The organism is Pontibacter mucosus (assembly GCF_003054055.1).
GTDB lineage: Bacteria > Bacteroidota > Bacteroidia > Cytophagales > Hymenobacteraceae > Pontibacter > Pontibacter mucosus.
The window spans coordinates 65,514-85,139 of the sequence record NZ_QBKI01000016.1 but is presented as its reverse complement, the minus strand read 5'-3'; the positions used below and the strand labels follow the sequence as shown (position 1 = coordinate 85,139).

At 51.3% G+C, this 19,626-nt stretch carries 13 protein-coding genes and 1 pseudogene; 1 reads left to right on the top strand and 13 read right to left on the bottom strand.

Going from position 1 to position 19,626, the window contains the following annotated elements; genetic code table 11:
* Positions 1–88 (bottom strand): annotated as a pseudogene (locus C8N40_RS23510) (IS982 family transposase); the annotation flags it as partial.
* A gap of 531 nt (positions 89–619) precedes the next feature.
* On the opposite strand from C8N40_RS23510, the gene C8N40_RS21980 reads away from it, so the two are divergent.
* Positions 620–1,624 (top strand): hypothetical protein, encoded by a 1,005-nt coding sequence (locus C8N40_RS21980; protein ID WP_108213966.1) that lies wholly within the window; start codon positions 620–622, stop codon positions 1,622–1,624.
* Here the strand turns inward: C8N40_RS21980 and C8N40_RS21975 are convergent.
* From C8N40_RS21975 to C8N40_RS21920, 12 genes are all read right to left on the bottom strand, one after another.
* Positions 1,621–2,658 carry a glycosyltransferase family 2 protein gene (locus C8N40_RS21975; protein ID WP_108213969.1) on the bottom strand — a complete coding sequence of 346 codons (1,038 nt, stop codon included), beginning with the start codon at positions 2,656–2,658 and terminating at the stop codon, positions 1,621–1,623. The two genes, C8N40_RS21980 and C8N40_RS21975, sit on opposite strands and share 4 nt — an antisense overlap.
* A gap of 72 nt (positions 2,659–2,730) precedes the next feature.
* A complete protein-coding gene (locus C8N40_RS21970) occupies positions 2,731–3,669 on the bottom strand; it encodes a glycosyltransferase family 2 protein (protein WP_170114185.1) in 939 nt (312 codons plus the stop codon).
* Complete coding sequence (locus tag C8N40_RS21965) at positions 3,650–4,696, bottom strand: polysaccharide deacetylase family protein (protein WP_108213964.1); 1,047 nt, start codon at positions 4,694–4,696, stop codon at positions 3,650–3,652. Before C8N40_RS21965 ends, C8N40_RS21970 begins: the two co-directional genes overlap by 20 nt.
* Positions 4,693–6,324 carry a glycosyltransferase gene (locus tag C8N40_RS21960; protein ID WP_108213963.1) on the bottom strand — a complete coding sequence of 544 codons (1,632 nt, stop codon included), beginning with the start codon at positions 6,322–6,324 and terminating at the stop codon, positions 4,693–4,695. The genes C8N40_RS21965 and C8N40_RS21960 overlap by 4 nt, the downstream gene beginning before the upstream one ends.
* 1 nt (position 6,325) lies before the next feature.
* Positions 6,326–7,585 carry a glycosyltransferase family 2 protein gene (locus tag C8N40_RS21955; RefSeq protein ID WP_108213962.1) on the bottom strand — a complete coding sequence of 420 codons (1,260 nt, stop codon included), beginning with the start codon at positions 7,583–7,585 and terminating at the stop codon, positions 6,326–6,328.
* Positions 7,586–7,589: 4 nt separating this feature from the next.
* On the bottom strand, positions 7,590–8,879 hold the full coding sequence (locus tag C8N40_RS21950; protein WP_108213961.1) for an ABC transporter ATP-binding protein: 1,290 nt from the start codon (positions 8,877–8,879) through the stop codon (positions 7,590–7,592).
* Between the two features lie 4 nt (positions 8,880–8,883).
* Entirely contained in the window at positions 8,884–9,738 is an 855-nt protein-coding gene (locus C8N40_RS21945) for an ABC transporter permease (protein WP_108213960.1), read from the bottom strand.
* 246 nt (positions 9,739–9,984) lie between these two features.
* On the bottom strand, positions 9,985–13,299 hold the full coding sequence (locus C8N40_RS21940) for a right-handed parallel beta-helix repeat-containing protein (protein ID WP_108213959.1): 3,315 nt from the start codon (positions 13,297–13,299) through the stop codon (positions 9,985–9,987).
* Between the two features lie 650 nt (positions 13,300–13,949).
* Positions 13,950–15,212: a porin family protein gene (locus C8N40_RS21935; RefSeq protein WP_108213958.1), complete on the bottom strand. Its 1,263-nt coding sequence runs from the start codon at positions 15,210–15,212 to the stop codon at positions 13,950–13,952.
* 189 nt (positions 15,213–15,401) lie between these two features.
* Complete coding sequence (locus C8N40_RS21930; RefSeq protein WP_108213957.1) at positions 15,402–16,625, bottom strand: outer membrane beta-barrel protein; 1,224 nt, start codon at positions 16,623–16,625, stop codon at positions 15,402–15,404.
* A gap of 138 nt (positions 16,626–16,763) precedes the next feature.
* Positions 16,764–18,695 (bottom strand): molecular chaperone DnaK, encoded by a 1,932-nt coding sequence (gene dnaK, locus C8N40_RS21925; RefSeq protein WP_108213956.1) that lies wholly within the window; start codon positions 18,693–18,695, stop codon positions 16,764–16,766.
* 299 nt (positions 18,696–18,994) lie between these two features.
* On the bottom strand, positions 18,995–19,585 hold the full coding sequence (locus C8N40_RS21920) for a hypothetical protein (RefSeq protein ID WP_108213955.1): 591 nt from the start codon (positions 19,583–19,585) through the stop codon (positions 18,995–18,997).
* Between the last annotated feature and the right edge of the window lie 41 nt (positions 19,586–19,626).

The window sequence follows — 19,626 nt, the reverse complement described above, 5'->3', positions numbered from 1 at the left end:
TTATTTTGCAGTGGGCGTCATCTTTTCTGCCAATACCATGGAAGAAATCGTCTATAAAGCAGTATATGGTAATGGTCTGTTCTGTCATGGCTGTTACGAGTTAAGTCTGCAAACTTTAAAACGTAAGCACGGCCGCTGGCAGAACAGATTTTTTGTTTTACAACGCGTGCACTATCACGCAACTTGAGTTACTTAATATAAATGGTATGTATACCGGCATACTTGCTATAAGATTATCGGCACCTTGGAACCAGCTATGGCTGGCAAACTGGAAAAGTATAAGATCAGCCTGAAGCACAGGGTAATACGTTCTGTAGAGAGCTCAAGCGCGGGGATCGGGATCTGGATTAGAAGTAAAATTGTTTACGATTCTGAAGAGTAGCACACCGTGCTACTCTTTTTTTATATCTGCTCTACCTCAATATAGCGCTTTTCTTTGTCCTGTGCAGAAGTGCCTCTACGTGATTTATACTTGCAATCACTTAATTATATGGAATTTAAAAGTAAACAGGCAAATAATTTGCTTTGAAATATTTTAGTAAATTATTGTACTATTTCTAACCTTGTGAATAAAGCAGCCGTTAAATTCTGACAAACTATTTTGAGGTTTTCGGGAAGTATGGAGGTTATTAACAGGGTTGAAAGCACCCATGGGCAGCGATACATTACCTCAGCCGGGCGGAGTAAGGCACCGTTTATCCAAAGAGTAAGAAACAGGCTGGCAGGCGCATTCAGCTATGGCACGCCGGAGTTCTTTCTGTGGAAGAACAGCTATGCGCGATTGGTGCAAACCAAATATTGCCTCAACGATTATGTGCTCAGGCCCAGGTATAAAGAAATAGCGTACAGGCAGGAGTTTCAGCAGGAACTGACCTTTGTCTTGCCCTTTGCCTATTGGCATCACCTGAATGGCACGCTGGGGAAAACAATCTCCTCCAAGTACACCAAAGAGCTGTACTTTTTCAGTGATAACCACGAGGAGCGGTTTGATAAAAGGGTATGGAGGCTACCTAAGGATGATTTTACTGTTCCCAACATGTATCATTGCAGCACGGTGTCTTTTGAAAAGTGGGTCCAGGTGCCGCTCAAAGAGCATTATAAAAATGACCTTTTCGTGTTCGACAAGCCCCTGCTGGTCATCGCCAACAAGTATAACACTGAGTGGGGGAAAGGGCCGATTAATTACTTCAGCCTGCCGATGCTGGACCGGATTATGGAAACGCTCAGTCAGAAATACCAGATTGTGTACAACCGCCCGGGGCCAAATTATATTGTTATGGACAACAGCGACATCCTGGAACTGAGGGAAGCGGAGTTCATCCGAAAGAATTACCCGGAGGTTATACTGGCAGAGGATTTATTTCAGGCAAATCGTGGGCAGGTAAATAATTACAACCATTTCCAGCTTATGCTCTACGCCAACTGCGAGCGGTTTTTGTCTGTTCATGGTGGCACGGCGGCACTGGCAAGCTATTTCAGCGGAAAGAACATTATACTATCCCGGCGGGGCCATGAACACAGGTGTAACGAGTTCAAGACCATCTTCCCAGCCCTGTCCGGGGCTGAGATTTACCATGCTAAAAACGAGGCAGAGGTGCTGCGGTACCTGCGGCAGCATTATTAGATGTAGTGCTTGATACGGTCAGCCTTGTCTGTCACGGTGTGTGGTCTAATACTTAGGTCATGTAAGGCAATCTTTGCCATAATCCTGGCTGCCTTCAGGCATAGTTTTGCATCCACGTGCATTTTCAGGGCCTTCGTCAGGTTTGCCTCTACATACTTCCGGTTGCCGGTTTTCTCCCACATTACCTGGGCTACCCGCATGCCGTAGTTCGCGAAGTTCTTCTGCGCCCGCTTCAGTACCCCTTTCCGGTGCTCTGGCGGCAGGTGTTGCTGAATTAGCTGAAAGAGATGGGCGATGTCGTCGAGGTACTCCCCGGTGAGAAATTTTACACCTGAAATGGAGCCAGAGTGCTTTCTGTACTCGGCAAGTACCCTGGAGGTAAAGGCTACCGGATAGTGCCTGGCGATACGTACCCACATCTCCCAGTCCTCGCCGTAGGTCATGCCATAAAAGGAGCCCAGCTTTTCGTACACCTCACGCTTTACTGTGATGGTGGCATATTGGATCTGCTGTCGCTCACTGATGCGCAGGAGCCAGTTTTCCAGCAGGCCCCAGTAGGAGTCATCATCCTTTACATGCCTGGAGATGATGTTGTTATGCTCATCAATATTAAGGTGGCGGCAAAAGGCAGCACCTGCCTCCGGAAACTCATCGAAGAGGCGTTGGATGGTCTGGTAGTACCCGGGCCTTACCCGGTCGTCGCCATGCAGCAGGTGCACCAGGTGGCCATGCGCCCGGTTGATGCAGGTTTCGAAGTTACGCAGGCTGCCCACGTTCTGCGGCTGGCGGTAATAGCTAATCCTGCCCTTGCCAACCTCCCGCACAATCCGCTCCACATCGGCGTCGGTGCTGGCGTCGTCCACCACCTCTATCTGCATGTCTGTAGCCGGAACTCCTTCAGCCAGTACGCTCTCTAAGGTATGCACCAGAAACTCCGAGCAGTTGTATACCGGTATCATTACCGACCACCTTGGGCGGTCAGGGGATGAGGCAAGTGGAGCGATAAGAGGCGGACAGGTAGGGATACGTTCCATGGGCATGCTGCTTAACTGGGGCGTTGGGTTATACTTTTTAGACTTGTGATCTGTAAGGACTAAGGTGTTATTCTATACTTTGGCAGTAAGCTTACCCTGCCTTACCAAACTAGCCGGGGCATACTTCTTCAAAATGTGTTTCAGGCGGCCTGGAACTAAACGTACTAAAAGCCTGAGCGGGGAAACCTCATACGTGCCCCAGGCCTGCTGCAGAAGCCGGTCTACCTCTTTATACTTTTGAGGGTGCTGCCGTAAGTATACTTTTAGCCAACGAAGGTATTGTTTCCGGATTACGTGATAGGCCGCCGTGTTTTGCGCGGAGCCCACCAGCGAGTCGGACCGCTGGCGGTAGAGATTGTGGTGGTTGGAGGAGATGTACACCGGTGCGTTCAGGTAGAGTTTACTCAGAAACACCTGATCTTCATACATTCCCCTGAAGGAATCTTCAAAGCCGCCCAGCTTCCGGAGCAAGTCCCGTTCAAGTATAATCCCACACATACAGGGCGCGGCCCCTTTTCCCAAGGGGTACAGCTCCAGCATAAGCTGTGGCGGGTGGTAGAGCTTGTCCTGTGCTGCACCTATGTATACTACCTGGTTCTCCTTCTCCGGCGCGTTCCAGTTGTACCAGTATGCTGTTGCTTCGCAGATGACGGACACATTTTTTTGCCGTAACAGGCTTATTTGTATTTCCAGATAATCAGGTAACCACACATCGTCCGCGTCCAAAAAAGCCACCAATTCTCCTCTGGCTATACTTAAGCCCAGGTTTCGGCTGGCACTCAAGCCTTTGTTGACATGCTCCTGATGCTCCGAAAACCTAATTTTGGTTGAGTGTGCTGCGGCATATTGCCTGGCTATCTGCGTGCTGCCATCCGCTGAACCGTCGTCTATCAGCAACAGCTCCCAGTCCGTGAATGTCTGGTGTAGTACACTGTCGATTGCCTCCCGCAGGTACTTTTCGACATTGTAGATACACATGATGATGGAAACGTCAGGCTGCGAGGTGTGCATGAGCATTTGCGTTTATGGTTAGCCAGGACTTTAGACAAGCATCCAATCGTTTTCCGCTCCAGTCATCCACCAGGAATCTACCTAGTTTATACTTGGCGGAGGTGGGGTGCACAAGGCAATCTTGCGTGGTGACAGCGGCATGAAAGCCTGCCTCAGCCGCCAGCCTTACCGTTTCCGGGTTACAGCTCCCGTAGGGATAGGCCAGCAACGTAACTTCACGGGAAATAGCTTCTTCCAGGAAGCTTTTGCTTTTCACCAGCTCCTGCCGTTGGGCTTCTGGGCTCAGGGAGGCCAGGTCCGGATGCGAGACCGTGTGTGCCCCAATGTCAAAAAGACTATTCCGAGCCAAATCCTGCAGCTGCTCCAGGCTCATACTTTGGTATGCCGGTCGTGCGTGTCCAGGTGCTCCCGCCCATACTTTGATTTGCTGCAAGTACTGGTGCTGCAAGTGGCTGGGTAAGGGCTTTAGCTGCTCCCATAGCTTCAGGTAAAGCGCGCATCTTAGGGTAGGAGGCTCCTGCACAAAGGCCTTCCACTGCTGGTGTTTCTGTCTTAAGTCCTCAGTCAGGTGCTGTTCTTTGCCCAACTCAAAGCTTATTAGTTCCTGATTGATCCGGATGTCTAAATTGTGCGGCAGCTCTTCAGTAGAAAGTATAAGGTGCTCCAGCTCATCCCACCAAAACTCGGCGTGACTGCCAATGTTTCCGGAGCAGATAAAGAAGGTAGCGGGTATGTTATACTTTTCCAGAAGCGGCTTGGCAACGGCATAATTGTCCAAGTAACCATCATCAAACGTGAGGGCGATGCTGTTTCTGCGTAACCTGCCCTGAGTCATATCGAGCACCAGCTCCGGCAGCGGCACCACGTTCCAGTTGCTGCGGAGTACCTGCAGCTGCTCTTCAAAGTGCTGCGGCCTCACAGCAAGGCGCCAGACATCAGTTTCCAACTCTGCCACACGGTGGTACATGAGCACCAGCGCTTTGGGCTCATACGACTTTCTGATAGTATGGAGAAGTCGCCGGATCATCGGTCTGCAGGTTTGGTGGCTTTAACCGTAATGATGACCTGGAAATGCGGGTCGTTGTACATCAGCTTGGTTTTGGGCACCTCCGGCAGTCCCATGCCATACAGGAAAGCCGTAGCCGTGAACACGTTACCATAAGGGGTTACTTCTGAGGTGCCACCAGGGAAGGTTTCTTGCATCAGCAGCCGCATGGATTTGTCGGTAAATGACCAGTACCAGGTTTCTTTCCACTCCCCGTGGTCGATGGGCGTGATGCCGGGTACCGTGAGCAACAGCGCGCCGCCGGGTTTTAGGATGCGGTAGCAGGTTTGGAGGGCTTCCCGGAAGTGATAAATCAGGTGCAGGGTTTGGGTGAGTATAATGCAGTCGAACGTATTATCGGGGATGTGAGGCGCGTGGCTGATATCTCCGACCAGTGTGGCATTCGGGTTGCTGGCGTCCACATGCAGGATGTCGCTTTGAGTTACTTTCTCAGCACCAAACTGCAGCGTATAGGAGTTGTCTCCAATCTCCATCACGCGGCCCTTTATAGCGCCGGCTTCCTGTCCCAGGAAATTCTCGATGTAGTAACGATCAACAGGACCGCCCCGGTCGTAGCCGAACTGGGTGCTAAAGGGTGTGTACCTGTGCAGGTGCCCGAACCTTACCTGCCCCACCGCAGGGGTGTTGCTCCTGATCAAACTGGACTGCAGCTTTTTTCTGATCCGGCGGGAGGGGATTAGCTTCACGATCCTGTTCAGGATAGTGGCTGTACTCGTGCTGCTGGCCAGGGTGTTTCCGGACAGGTCCGGGTCATACTTCAGCAAAGTATAGTAATCGTACAGGGAGAACGCGCTCCCTTTCTCCAGTTTGTCAGCCATGTCAGAAGTATAAAAAGCTTTCCAGATGTTAGTCCCATCCGCGTAAGCACTGCGTTCTGCCTGGGTGCGGAGGCTGTCGCTTTGGCTATGCAGCACCTTTAGCGTGGTGCGTAGCATGAGTTTGCTATTGCTGGACATATTCGTGCTATGTTGCCGATAAGCGGCCAGGATGTGCGTGTGGTGATGAACCGGGTAGTCTCGGGCCACGCGCAAGTATAAGTCATAGTCTTCGCAAGCCCTGAGGGAAGTATCGTACTGAAAGCGCTCGAAAACCCACCTCCTGAACATCACCGCTGCGTGCATGCCAATATAGTTGCCCTTGAGCAGGTGGAGGTAATGGCTGTTGCGCAGCTGCCTTAACACAGGCTTTACCTCGTTGGTGGCCGTGAAAACCAGGTTGTAAGCACCTGAAACAAAGGCCAGATCCGGGTTTTGTAGTATAAATCTTGCATTCACCTCCAGCGCATCCGGGTAAAGCCAGTCATCCGCATCCAGAAACACCAGCAACTCGCCTTTGCTATGCCGGATACCGGTGTTGCGCGCGGCCGATAAGCCCTGGTTTTCCTGGTATACATATTTTACCTCTCCAAATGACTGGGCTACAGCTTTCGTATCGTCCGTGGAGCCATCGTCCACCACCAGGATCTCAACGGCGGGATAGGTCTGCCGCTGCACACTCTCCACAGCCTCCCGGAGGTATTTCCCGTGGTTGTAGCACGGAATAACCACAGAGACAAGCGGCGCTGACTGTATGGAAAAGGGTGTAGCCACGTTATTTGCTTAAAGACTTAAGTAATTTTTGCTGATTCTTTTTGTAATAGATGAGGCCCGATACGATGCCCGTCATTTCGGCCCAAATGGTAGAGGTCCTGGACCGGTAGTAGGGGAAGCCTTTCCTAATCAGCTCCAGGTAAAATTTGGGGAGCACATAGTATAAGTGCCTTTTGTAGCCGGCCTCCTCTTTCTGCCGTTGCTGCAGCAGGGCCGCCACGGTAAAGCCACGCATGTAGTAAAAGATTTGATTCTTCAGCCTTCCCGTCTCCCTGCGGTGCTCATGGAAAACGATAGCCCTGGGATTGTAATGAATGGTTAAGCCTTTGGCCAGGATGCGGTACCACATCTCGGAGTCTCCGTTACAGCCGGCGGCGCCCACATCCAGGTATTCGTTAAATAGGCCCACCTGCTCAAAAATGGACTTCCGGAAGGCCATATTGGCGCCGGCTCCTATCTCCCACACAGGAGGGCCGATAGACAAAGTCGAATGGATGAAATCCCCGGTGTATACTTTGTCTGCATACCCCCTGTTAAAGCTCCAGTACTTTTCAAAATTCACCTGGGCCCTGGTGTGCAGCTGGGCCGCTATAATCAGCCCCGTCATGGCCGCAACCGACTTGTCCTGAAATGTTTGCCAGAGCCTGTACACCCACATCGGATGCACAAGTACGTCATCATCCGTGTAGGCTACTACTTCACAGGTGGCGCTCAATGCTCCGGTATTGCGGGCGATATCCAGCCCAGCCTTGGGCTCCTTCACATAAACCACCTTTCTATACTTGGAGGCCACCTGGTAGGAGGAGTTATCTAAAGGGGCATTGTCCACCACAATAATTTCACGGGGCACGCAGCTAAGCTGATGCAGTTGCTCGAGGCACTTGTCTAGGTATACAGCCCTGTTGCGGGTACAGATGACGACAGAGACTGGTACTTCGGCTGGTATACTTTCTGGGTTATGCCTTGCAAATGTGTCTTGTAAGGCGGCAGTATTCCCTTCTGATATGAGCTGTTGCCATGCTTCATCATCTTCCACGAGCTGAGGGGCATACTGTCGTAGCGCTGGCTTCAGGGCCTTTCGCAGTTTCACGTAAAACGTCTCGGCTGTCAGTTGCTCCCTGATTTCTAAGTATAAATGGCCCAACGCAATTTGTCCCCACCAGAAAACCAGGTAGCTGCGGGGCGCCAGGCAGAAGGTATGCAGCGGCGCGTGCGGCTCGTCGAGGCGGATGTGTTTTATCGTGTAGAGTGGTGGCTGCATGATTCTACCTGCTTAACTGACACACTTCCTGGTGATTCTCCAGCCTGAACGGGAATTTGGGCCGTACCGCTCCCCACCATTTCTCAAAATAGCAGATGTCTGCCCGATAGTCCTCCACATCAAAGGAAAGGCACTCATCCAGGTTATACACCGGGATAGAGGCTTCTTTGGCGATTGTCAGGGTGATGTAGTAGGAGCCGTCGTTGAGGAAGTTGCCGGGGATGGTGCACTCGCCCTCCACCATACCAGTGTGGCAGTGCAGGGCCGGGGAAAGCAGATCGAAAATGCAGTCGCCCGTGTAAGAGTATAATACGATACCCACGTTCAGGCTCATCTCCTCGAGCATATTCCAGAACTGAAACTTGACTGTTAGCGGGGTCCGGACGTCGATGATGCCGTCCGAATGCTCGACATGCGGGATAAGCTCCACTTGCTTGAAACGTATAAACTTGTTCCCGGGAGCTTCCTGTGGAGTTTCCCACTTCTGACCCAGCTGTAGTTTCTGAAGGCTGGCGATATACTTGTTTACCACGGCAGAGGATGGTCCCATTTCCAGCATCTGCCCCTTGTTCAGCCAAATAGCCCTATCACAGAGGGTGTTGACGGCCTGCATGTTGTGGCTCACGAATAGGATGGTACGACCTTCAGCTTGCGATACTTCCCGCATCTTGCCCAGGCACTTCTTCTGAAAATCGGCGTCGCCTACGGCCAGCACTTCGTCCACGATCAGGATATCGGGCTCGAGGTGGGCGGCCACGGCAAAAGCCAGGCGCACGTACATGCCCGAGGAATAGCGCTTTACGGGCGTATCCACAAACTCCTCAATCCCTGAAAAAGCTACAATCTCATCGAACTTAGCAGCCACCTCGGCTTTGTTCATGCCCAGGATGTAGCCGCTGATGTAAATATTCTCGCGTCCGGTTAGCTCCTTGTTAAAGCCTGTGCCCACCTCCAGCAGACTGCTTACCTTGCCTCTTCCCCGCACTGCGCCTGTGGTAGGCTTCACGATCCGGGAGATGATTTTTAGGAGTGTGGATTTGCCGGAGCCGTTGCTGCCCACAATGCCCATAGATTCCCCCTGCTTCACATCGAAGCTCACATCGCGCAGCGCCCATATCTGGTCGGCAGCTATGCCAGGAGGGGCGGTTTTATCCAGGTGGAAAAATGGATCCTTTCTGCCCCGCACATACAGGTTCCACCACCATTGCAGGTCCTGCCGGAAAGAGCCCGTGCCGATGGTGCCCAAACGGTATAGCTTGGAAATATTCTCTACCTGTATGATCTTGTCTGCCATACGTTTACACAACATCGATTAGTTTATCCCCCTGCTTGTTAAACAGGAGCAGCGAGGCGCCGAAAAATACTGCCGAAAATAGAATGCTATAAGCCAGCTGCCAGGCCGACACGGTACCTTCCCCCAGCAGGGAAAGGCGGAATGCCTCAAACAGTGGCGACAGAGGATTGAGCTGTACCAGCCATCGCACTTTCTCCGGAACGGCAGACAAGGGGTAAATGACGGGCGTCACATACATCAGTAAGCGTACTCCCAGGTTAATCACATAGCTCATGTCGCGGTACTTGGCCGTGAGCACCGAGAAAAACAAGCCCATCCCCAGCGCCAGCAGCGCCGTGGCAAGCAACACCACCGGGAACCAAAGTATAGTTATACTTAGCGATAGGCGCAGCCCTTGGAAAAACCAGTAATAGGCCACCAGGAGCAGCATCAACAGGAACTGGATCAGAAAGTTGTACAGCTGCGTGTGTATGACCGACAGGGGGATGATGATTCTGGGGAAGTATACTTTGCTGAACAGGTGCACATTGTCGCGGAACGTGGTGGCAGTGCCCGTGAAGCAGTCGTTAAAGAAGCTCCAAAGTATGATGCCGGCAAAATAGAACAGCACCGGGGGGAGCGTGCCGGTGGAGATCCCTACCAGCTTCCCGAAAACAAGCACATACGTGACCAGGGTCAGGAGTGGCGGGAAAAGTATCCAAAAGGGGCCCAATATGGTTTGCTGGTAGCGCAGCAGGAAGTTTCGTTTTACCAGCCCCTCCAGCAGGTGCCGAAAAGACCATAGCTCACGCAGACCGGCTCCCCAGTAACTCGTTTGGCTGGTAATTTCCCAATCCCATTTATCCTTTGGTACAGACATGAAACTCCTCAAAAAGCTGGATTAAGTTACGCCACACTGATGAATGGCTGGGGTGCTGCATGTGCGAAGCGGCTTTTCACCGGGTAGCGCCCTTAATCGTAACTTATACGGAAGTCTGTGAGTTGTGTATAATTAATTGTTGAAAAAGTTTTATGGTTTAGGGTTGTTGTAACGAAAAGAGGCAGATAGTGCTGCTATCTGCCTCGATGGTGTATAATTGCCTATGCCCAAGGCTTTGTACTTTGTCTATCGTTTTACAAGCTTGAAATGGTACGACTTGCCATCCAGGTGAGCAGTAAGGTAGTAGAAGCCTGGCTTCTGTACCTGCGATAAGCTGATGGGAAGTCTTGTAAGCCCTTTTGGTAGCAGCACGGAAGTCTGCAAAACCTGGAGTCCCTTCGCGTCGGTCAAGGTCAGAGCCAGCGTCCCGCTGTCAGGGGATTCGATCTCGAACATGATCCTGTCAAAGAAAGGATTGGGGTACACCGAAAAATTGAGTTCAGCGCGCGGGAATGACACCGCCTTCACAGCAGAGTAGGAGGCAGTGCCGTCCAAATCCACCTGCCGGAGCCGATAATACTGTATGCCCGCCTTGCCGGCTTCCGAATCACGGAAAGTATAGGATAGTTTTGCTTGGGAGTTGGGGGACTTGCTCTTGACAAACCCAAGCTGCCTGAATGTTATCCCGTCTCCCGAAACCTCCACTTCGAAGCCTGCATTATTTATCTCAGAGGCTGTTTCCCAGGCCAGCAGGGCATCGGCACCCTGGCGGGCGGCAGTAAATTTAGCTAACGTGACAGGCAGAGGGGCCGGCGCAGAGCTGGTGCTGGCCACTGTAAACGGAGAGAAGGAGGACACACCGCTTAGGGTGATGTTATACATATCCGGAATGCTGCCCTGTGTTACAGTGCCCATGCTTTCTTCCATCACCTGCCATGCCTCGTCTTCATAGTGGCCTACGAAACTTTCGTACCTGTTAAAATACTCCGGCTCGTCGTATCGGCTCCATTGCAGCACCATGGTCACATCAGAGCCTCCTGTCACTGCCTCATCTATGTGCCACGTTTTGTTGATGGAGGTGGCCTGTTCCGCTAAGGAAGTAATTACCTGGCTTCTTTCTTCCACCCCAATGCTGAAGTTGTCTGGTGTACCCTTGTTGGTAAGTTTAACGGGTGCGTAGCCCTTGGCAGTTCCGATTGGGAATACCCTTTGGCTTCCTGCTCCCAGCGCCTGATAGGTTAACCTGCCTTCCCCATCCGCTACGATGTAGCTGCTGGCATTGTAGTTGGTAATGGTGGCCTGCTCCGAAAGGGTAAGGTTTTTACCGTCCAGGTATACTTTCCCCTGCCCCAAATCCAGGAGGTTTGTAACGATGACGTCGTCCTGCAGCTTTCTGGGGCCTGGGCCGGTTAATACCAGATTGCCATAGGAGCCGCCGGGCACTACCTGCTGGGCGTCGCTGTTCAGGATAACGCTGGAAGAGGGGTGGGTTTGCAGCCCTGCACCCGACAAAGTGCCGAAAATCTCCAGTGTGGCATCCTGTTCCAGCATCAGAGATCCTGCCGTATGCAGGTTAAGTACCTTGGCATGCTTGCCCTGTTCAATAACCGGGTAAGTTGGTGTTGCCTCTGCCGAAACCGGAATGCTGGCACTGATGGAAGGCGTAGGAACACAGCTTGTCCAATTCTGGCTGTCGAACCAATCAGAGGAGCCGCCTTTGCCTGTCCACGCAGTTTCCTTTGTGTCGATTACCCTGACGGTATGATGGGTTGTTTGCGCCTCTCCCAGCTCATTGGTGTAAGTATAAGCCAAAGCATGATTTCCCTCGCCCGCTTCCTGTGGGGTAAACAAACCATCTGCCACGCCCGGTCCGCTATAGGTGCCTGCGGCGATAAGGCCAAAGGTGAGTGGCTGCGGCCCCCCGTACAGGCAGGCGCGGCTGCTGTTGGTCACCTGGTGCGCTCCTATACAAAGGTCCTTTCGCTGTGTAATGCTGTTGCCCCAGAAGTCTCTCTTACCAGCGTCGATGCCGAATTCCACCGCTAGGTTCAGCCCTTTACCAACCAGGGGAGAGGTGCGTTGCAGCCTATAGCCATCCAAGGTATAAAGTAGCTTCGGATCGGCAATGGTTATACTTTTACCCGGCGCCTCCAGCTTCGGATCGAGGGCATAACCCAGGGCCTCGCCATTTCGGTATTCCTGTAAAGTAGCCGTGCGCCAGCTTGCGAGCGAGTTGTAAGCCTTGCCCGCCCAACTAAACGAAGGTGTAGCACCAGACGACCAGTAATTATTTCCCTCAAACCGCACATTTGTTGTCACCTTGGAGTCCACCTGCACCAGCCTTACGCCGCCGGTTGTCACAAACAGGTTGTTGCGGAAGGTCGCCACCGTCGTTCCCCCTGATTGCACCCAAACTGCTTTCGTTGACCCGCTCGGTGCTGGCGTCAGGTAAATCGTGTTGTTGTAGATTTGGGCATTCTGGATACCGCCGTTTGAGCCGGAGGACCAGAGGTGGATGGCACCGTAGCCGTTTTTCCTGCCGTCATTCTCGCTGATGTTGTAACGGATGGTCAGGTTTTTCATCTCTTTGGCACCGGAGTATTGAGCTAAAAGATAGCCAGCGCCCTCGTTATCATGGGAGTAGTTATACTGCAAGATGCAGTTCGTGCTGCCGCCGTCGATGTCAAACCCGCCGCCGTCCTTGGTAGTGCCCGTTTTGTTATGGTGGGATTCGTTGTACTGTATGATAACGTTGTTGCTGGCGTAGCACCAGATCCCCACGGGGCCGCCACTGGCCCAGGCGTTTAGCCAACCGTTATTATAGGCTTCGCAGTATTCGATCACACCCCCGTCAACTCCGCCTATGACAATGCCGTTGCCGCTGTGAGAGTGGGTCTTGGTAGGAATACCTGCATTGTTGTAGGCTTTGGAGTGGCCAATGTAGACATTCTGGTGCGCCAGGATTCCGTCCTGCGCCCAAATGGCTATGCCCGCATCCCCGTTATCATGGGAGGAGGTGTTGGTGACAGAGACATCACGAAAGCCCTTGTCAGTATCCCAACTGCCAATGCTGATGCCCGCCTCGCGATAGCCGTATACTTCTACATTATGGATAGCGATATAAGGCAGGCTGGCGCTGAGCAGATCCATGTAAATGTCCATCCCGGCCGTTGTGCTGATTGTTCTGCCAGCGCCTTCAAACACCAGGTTCTCTATCTTAAAGCCGGAGGTATTGTAGAGCCAAAAGCCTTTCTGGGCTCCGCTCCTGATCACGGCTCTTCCGGTTCCGTAGGAGCCAAACACAATCGGGTGCTGCGGAGTACCTTTTACCCCTTCCTCAAAGCCCAGGCTTCCTGTAAATATCACTTCTCCTTCAAAAAGCACCGTGTCGCCAGGCACTAGCAGCGTAGAGTTTACCTTGTCTATACTTGCCCAGGCAGATGTTTTGGAGAAGCCGGAGTTCTCATCATTGCCGGTACTGCTGACATAGTAGGTTTCGGCATGAGCGCAAAAATAACCTAGTACCATCAGCAAACTGAGGGCTGCTGAAATGATTCTCATAACCACAACACTTATTTAACGCATGGCTATGCCAGAGAGGTGCCGCAGGCAAAACTTTTCTGAGGTACTCGCGCCGAGAGGGAGGGAGAGGGGCAGTAAACTTTGGTAAACATGTGCCCCCATGCCTGTTCTTTGCAAAGGGAAGTTAAAGCGTAAAAATTTGCCATATAACCGGTAAAATGCAAGTAATTGAAATTGTATTGTTTTTATCTTCCTGTATAGGGATAAACTACTGCAATAGTGATAATTATTTAAAGTCGAACAAAGCCGTTCACGGAATAGTTTATAAATTGTTTGTAAGGTTAAGCTGGCGCTTTAAAAGTTGCTATCAAGGTGGCAGGACGGTACGTTTAGCGAATCAGAGGGTTATGGTATAAATAGGTTTGGGATGACCTATTCTTTATGGGGTGATGTGATTCAATATTATAATTAAATAATTATATTTTAGTTGTGCGGTTTCGGAAGAGGAAAACTGGGCCGGTGTGTGTAGGAAGGATGTGTGAATTATACTTTTTAGGGTATAGAAATAAGCCGGCGCAGGTTCAGTAACCCCGTCCTGTAACAGGCTGGCAGCAATATTGAGCTATTACAGGACGGGGTATGAAGAATAGAAAAGGTACGGTCGAGTCAGCAGTTACTTTATGTAGCGTTTATCGAAAGCCATATCCTAGCATAATGTATAGCGTGCTCACAGTAGAGCTAATTCCATTAATGTAAGACATGCCATTGTTTCGCTCGTAGCGGGCTTCCAGCGAGACGGTGCCTTTTTGGAAAGGATAGGCTAAGCCAGCCCCTGCCGTTAAGCCCTGGGTAAATCTCCTGAACCCATCGCTCATACCATTTCCCGGGATGGCGGGGTAGGAACTAGGTTGAGATTCGGGAGCTCCATACCCCGTACTCCTAAGTACTTGGTTTTCATCCTTAATGGCATGCCCAACCACCAGGCCTGCATTCAGGAAAGGTCGCAGCTGCCCGCGTGGATAGGTATAGCGAACCTGCACAGGGAGCTTCAGGTAAGCTAGATCAAACATGGTTTCATAGGTCGTGGTACTTCCAAAACTTTTTTTCTCTTCCAGTAAAGCGTAGAACTTGTTGGGGACATAGAGCAGCTCAACCTGTAAGGAAACCTTCTCGCTGAGTTGTGGAACTGTGAAGTTGGTAGCCACACCTCCTGCCACTGTGGGAGATTCATCTGTAAACGAAGACCTGCTCAGGTAGGTGTCGCCTTTGAATGTAAGGGAGGAACTGGTAAAAGCGACCACAGGTCCTATGGTAACCTTCACTTTTCTTTTTTCCTGCTCATGCACAAGGCTGGCCGGGTTAACGCACCGATTATACTCAAGTGCTATATCCGTAAGCGAGTTGGCGCTAAGTCTTAGCCTTTGGAACCTTTCCTCAGACAGGCTATTGCACGCAGAGAAAGCGTTGGCCAGCGTGTTGCTGAATAACTTTCTGGTTACTTTATAATTTCTGCCGGTTCCGGGGTCCCGATGGTAGTACTCTTGTTCCAGCAGCTCAACCAGCGCTCCATCGTTCATGGATAAATAGTAATGCTCTGCATCCATGGCATCTCGGTAATAGTAAATACTGGCATGCCCTTTTACCAAGGTATTCACAAACAAGGAGAGGGGCTGTGTGTCAGGACTTGTTGCGGGGACAGTTTTAGACTCAAATATCTTGTTCTCTTTCTCAAAGCCATATCCATCAATTGCATCTGGTCCGAAGCTACGCTCCCGGCTCTCCAGGTCTGGCTTAAAAGAGGCAACCAGAGCGCTTCGCCTGTCACCGCGGTAGTCTACATAGCCCTTTAGCGTGTCGCCATTCTGTATAATATAACCTTTGCGGAAGTCCTGTTGGGCGAAAGCAGATGTGTTAAGGGTAAAGAAAATCAGTACTGTGTAAAGTTGTTTCATGGGTTTGAAAGATTTATGGAAGTATAAGTATGCAGGTATAGATTGTGTAGCCTGCTCAGTTTTATGTATCCAGGGTTCGTAAACGTCCTTTACCGGAGGGGTATCTGGTACAAAGCTGAGGTAGGGTAGAAGGCAACTATAGTACAGCGCCCTAGTTACTGTGTGGTAAGAGTAACTAGGGCGCTACATTCAGAAGCCGTAACTCAGCAGGATATTGAAATTATGCATGGTTGTGGTGAGTTGGGTTGGAACTGTTATACCATTGTTCCGCTCAATGCGTGCCTCCAATGATAAAGTATGGCCATTAAGCGTTGTTGCCAGACCTGCACCTGCAGTAAGGCCCTGTGTCAGGTCTCTGAAAGCGATGGGGCTGTATTTATGTCTGAAATTTTCATCCCTTACACTAGTTGCCCAATTTGTGTAATCTGCTTTAACTGCTACACCTACCATAAATCCGGTGTTGATAAAAGGCCGGAATTTACCTTTGGGGTAAGTATACCTCACCTGAAGCGGAAGCTTAAGATAGGCCAGATCAAGCGCTACGTCATGCCGGTAAGAAAACTCGCCCGTGGTAGTATAAGTGTCGCTATACTTGTAAGGGATATACAGCAGGTTAGCCTGCAGTGAAAGTTTTTCGCTCAGCTCAGGAAGAACCAGGTTTATGCTTAAGCCGCCTCCCATCAATTTCTTGTTCTGGAAGTGCATTTGGGTAAGTACCGGCTCATCTTTGAAAATCAGCTCAGCCTGGCTATAGAGCAGAACCGGCCCTAACGTCACTTTTGCTTTTTCTTTCTGATGTTGGTAGCTCCTGCTATTGCCTCCCAGGCATTCGTTATACTTGTTGATGATATGGATGAGGGATCTGTGGGCTAAAATTACGGAGTTGATTTGGTCAGTGGTCAGGCTTTGGCAGTCAGAGAGAACTGTATTGAGAACTGCAGTGTACTGCTTGTTAGTGCCCACAAAAGTTCTGCCCGTGGCCGGGTCTGTTTTCCGGTAGGTAGTTTCCACGAGCTCAGCCAGTAAGGTGTCCTTCTCCAGATAGTAATGATTTTCCCTATAGGTATCACGGTAGTAATAAAGTGTTACCCTTCCTCTTGCTAGTATGCTGAGGAAAACCTTCTGACCGACAGAACCTGTAGAGTCACTGCTGGGGATAAGCTTCGACACAAATAGTTTGCTCTCCTTATCGAAGCCATAGCCCGAAATGTCCTCTGACGTATAAGTGTGAATTTCTCCGGATGGGGATGATTTAAACGAGGCAACACGTGCGCTTTTGGGATCGCCTCTGTAATCCACCAATCCCCTGATGGTATCACCTTTCAGGATAATATAACCCTCGCGGAAGTCTTTCTGGCTATATGCAGTGCTCAAGGTGAGCGTGAAAAACAGGAGCAAGTAAAGTTGTTTCATAGCTGTTTTTAATGTGCCATATAAGATATAAACCACCCGAAATATATAGAAATATAATGATATGAGTATGTAGAACAAAAAAACTCCCCTGCCGGAGCCCGACAGGGGAGTTCTAATTATAGTTTGAGTTTTAGATGCTTACTTGTTGGAACTGCCGTCTACTTCCTCGTAGTCCACGTCGGTTACACCACCATCGTTGGCTGCGCCCTGCGGGCCGCCTGCCTGGCCGTTGCCAGCGTCAGCGCCTGGGGCACCCTGGCCTTGCGTAGCGGCATACATCTCCTGAGAGGCAGCGCTCCAGGCGTTGTTCAGGTTCTCGATGGCGCGGTCGATACCGGCGATGTCCTTGGCACCGTGCGCGGTTTTCAGCTCGCCCAGTGCGTTCTCGATGTTAGACTTGTTGCCGGCAGAAAGCTTGTCGCCATACTCTTTCAGCTGCTTTTCGGTCTGGAAGATCATCGAGTCGGCTGTGTTCAGCTTCTCGATTTCCTCCTTGGCCTTCTTATCAGCTTCTGCGTTGGCTTCGGCCTCCTTGCGCATGCGCTCGATTTCCTGCTCGCTCAGACCAGAAGAAGCCTCAATGCGGATCTTCTGCTCTTTGCCAGTAGCCTTATCCTTAGCCGTTACGTGCAGGATACCGTTGGCGTCGATGTCGAAGATTACCTCGATTTGCGGAACGCCACGCGGTGCTGGTGGAATACCATCCAGGTGGAAGCGACCGATGGTGCGGTTATCCTTCGCCATAGGGCGCTCGCCCTGCAGCACGTGGATCTCCACGGACGGCTGATTATCAGAAGCTGTGGAGAAGGTCTCAGACTTCTTCGTCGGAATAGTCGTGTTCGACTCAATCAGCTTGGTGAACACACCACCCATGGTCTCGATACCCAATGACAGCGGCGTAACGTCCAGCAGAAGCACGTCTTTTACTTCACCCGTCAGTACACCACCCTGGATAGCGGCACCGATGGCTACCACTTCATCCGGATTCACGCCTTTGGATGGCTTCTTGCCGAAGAACTTCTCTACCTCTTCCTGTACTTTCGGGATACGGGTAGAACCACCCACCAGAATCACCTCGTCGATGTCGGAAGTGGACAGACCGGCATCCTGAAGGGCACGCTTGCATGGCTCCATGGAGCGGCGGATCAGGTCATCCGATAGCTGCTCGAACTTGGCGCGGGTCAGTTTGCGCACCAGGTGTTTCGGCACACCGTCTACCGGCATGATGTAGGGCAGGTTGATTTCGGTCTCCTGAGAAGAAGAAAGCTCGATCTTAGCTTTCTCAGCGGCCTCTTTCAGGCGCTGCAGGGCCATTGGGTCTTTGCGCAGATCCAGGCCTTCGTCGTTTTTAAATTCATCGGCCAGCCAGTTGATGATAACCTGGTCAAAGTCATCACCACCCAGGTGCGTGTCACCGTTGGTAGAAAGTACTTCGAACACGCCGTCACCCAGCTCCAGGATAGAAATATCGAACGTACCGCCACCTAAGTCGAACACGGCGATTTTCTGGTCCTTATGCTTTTTGTCCAGGCCGTAGGCAAGGGCAGCAGCTGTCGGCTCGTTGATGATACGCTTCACCTCAAGACCGGCAATCTGTCCGGCCTCTTTGGTGGCCTGGCGCTGCGCGTCGTTAAAGTATGCCGGCACGGTGATAACCGCCTCTGTTACCGTAGTACCCAGGTATTCCTCGGCAGTGGCCTTCATCTTTTGAAGCACCATCGCAGAGATTTCCTGTGGGGTATACTCTCTGTCGCCGATCTTCACACGAAGCGTGTTGTTGGAGCCCTGCACGATATCGTAGGATACTTGCTTTGCTTCCTCGCTTACCTCGTTGTAGCTGTGGCCCATGAAACGCTTGATAGAGGCGATCGTGTTTTTAGGGTTTGTGATGGCCTGGCGCTTGGCAGGGTCACCTACTTTACGCTCGCCGTTTCCGTTATCCAGAAAAGCCACAATAGACGGAGTCGTGCGGCGACCTTCGCTGTTAGGTATCACCACCGGCTCGTTACCTTCCATTACGGCAACGCAGGAGTTGGTAGTACCTAAGTCAATACCTATTATTTTTCCCATTCTATAGTTTTATTATATTTCTTATTCAACTTGATTTCTTTGCTACTTCTGTTTTATCAAGCTATGTGCCAAGGGAGTCCAGAAGCTTTATTTATGTCATTCTGTCAGAAAGTATAGCCAGTGCGTCCTATCTGATGGCCGGCTTGTCGGTAACTGCTCCCACAGCCACGACATTATTGCCTGCCTATACTTTACCATAACAAGCAGCGGCAGGTTTTGGGGAGGGTAAAAATAACAGGGCCGCCCCTTGCGGAACGGCTCTGACTTGATGGTATAAAGTATGGCCTCTGCGACTATAATTATAGGGTTGCTGTCAGGTTATCGATCTGCCTGAGAAAGTCCGGGAGTACATCGGCAAGGCCAGTTTTTGACGCGGCGTAGGTTATCTTTACCTGCTTTTCCCCAAGCCGGTAGGCCAGCAATCCCTGCTCTTCCTCGGTCAGGTAGTATAGCTTGTGCTGCTCCGATGCCGTGGAAACCAGGTAGGTGCGGAACGTGAAGCTGTTGCGGATGTGCTGCCGGGTAGGAGGCTTGTTGTCGGCGTAGCGCTGCGTTACCACCGTGTCGAGCTGGATGGTGCTCTGAATCTGGGTGATGCTGCGGATGTTGCCCTCGTCTAAGCGCCAGCGGTGGATCTGGTGCGGCCCCTGTTCCTGCCAGGTATAGGAGGCCTGGCTCAGGTCGAGGTTGGCAACCAGGCTGAAGAGTTGCAGGTCCTCGGCCACGGTCTCTACCGAGGGGCTCAGGCTGCTGTTGTCGCTGATAAAGTGGCGCTCGCTTGTCTGCAACTGGCCCAGGTCTTTCTGCAGGTCCTGCAGCAGGTGCAGCTTCGTGGTATCTGTAAGTACAAGGGAGAGGGGCAGCAGTATACTTAGGAGTAGGTTTACCATGTTGTTCTGAATAGTTATACTTTATACTTCCCTGCAAATCC